At 38.1% G+C, this 1,603-nt stretch carries 1 protein-coding gene; it reads left to right on the forward strand.

The genetic code is table 11. The annotated features are described in order from the left end of the window. A partial coding sequence (locus H5202_RS22135) for a diguanylate cyclase (RefSeq protein WP_220493975.1) occupies positions 1-1,138 on the forward strand: 1,138 nt, incomplete at its 5' end. Positions 1,139-1,603: the final 465 nt, after the last annotated feature.

The following is a 1,603-nucleotide window of genomic DNA, read 5'->3' on the forward strand; positions in this document are numbered from 1 at the left end:
GTTTACAGAGACTCAACTTTATTGCAAAAAACATGGCTTTCCTTTGATTGAGGTTATGTCTATCAAGGGGAAGGCGAATGTTCTGTTTGATAAAGGGTTATATGCTGAATCCGAACCGTTTTATCTCGAGGCTTTAGAGCGCTATCAGAAGTTTAAATTTGAAGTTGAGATTAACGACATTCATTCTCATTTGAGCTCGATTTATTTTCATCTGGGTGATCATCAACAAGCGGATAAGTTTGTGAAGTTAGTGAATGCTTTACCTAATAAACCCAGTAACATGCTGGTAAAAAAGCGTGTGAGTGAAATACTGTCTTTAATTGCGGGTAAGCGTGGCCAATTTGATAAAGCATACCAATATCAAGTTGTCGCATCTGCGCTTGGTCAGCAATTAATTGATGAACAGAAAATAAAAGAGAATGCCTACCAAATGGCTCGCTTTAATAGTGTGGAAAAAAATCGTGAGAATACAATCTTGATCCAAGATCATGAATTACTGATGCAACAAAAAGAGTTATTCATGAAAGAGAAAAGCTCATCGATTATGTTTTCAACGTTACTAGTTGGGCTCTCTGTTGGTTTATTATTGTTATTGATATCTGCTTGGATGCAACGAAATCAATTTATGAAACAAGCGCAACGAGATGGATTAACAGGTATTTTTAATCGCCGTACTGGGCAAAACATGGCAGAAAATGAGTTTATCCAAGCTCAAATGTTTGGCGAATCATTTTCTGTGTTGTTGATGGATTTAGACTTATTTAAAAATATTAACGATAAATACGGTCATGCTACTGGGGATTGGGTGTTAAAAAAGGTCACTCAGGTGATTAGTGATATGCTGAAACCGACCCATATATTTACCCGAATGGGCGGGGAAGAGTTTGCTATCTTTATGCCAAAGCAAACTGAAGATATTGCAGTTGAATTTGCCGAAGTGATCCGTAATGCAGTAGCTAATATTAACACCCGTTTCTCAGGACACGACTTTACTGTCACTGTGAGTTGTGGTGTTAGCAGTCTTAATATGGATGACCTAAGCCTCGACCCGTTAATTCTCCGTGCAGACTTAGCGCTTTATAATGCTAAACATAACGGTCGAAATTGCGTTATTCGTTATAACGACACCATCATATAACTATCGTCCGCTTTACCAGACTGTTCCTCCTCCGACGAATCTACCTTGAATTGAATAAGTCCAGATGTGTTAAAGCTACTTTTGGTCGCTGCTAGAAGCTGACATTACGGAAGTGATGCAAAGTCACAGTGCTTCAGCTAGTTAATAACCAAACTGCTACATCTTCATTGTGGTGCATTAATTATTTTTGGACACGCTATCAATACGTTTCGTTAGTCGATCAAATAATAAGTCGAATAACGTGGGCTTTAAACAATCTTTTTACCAAGTTATGCCATCTTTGCCTTGAACTGAGGTTATGCCTTTCAATGTCCGTACTAAATTACTTCAAGGTAAACTTCTAACAAGCCCCCAGCATAAACGCTAAAAGTAGTGCTACCTTATTCATCGCTAACAACATTTGCTCGCTTAACTTACTACTTAGCGTTTACGTCACTTTGCTTGCAACTCTATTTGGTAACTCTA

Source organism: Shewanella sp. SG41-4, assembly GCF_014164505.1.
Taxonomy (GTDB): Bacteria; Pseudomonadota; Gammaproteobacteria; order Enterobacterales; family Shewanellaceae; genus Shewanella.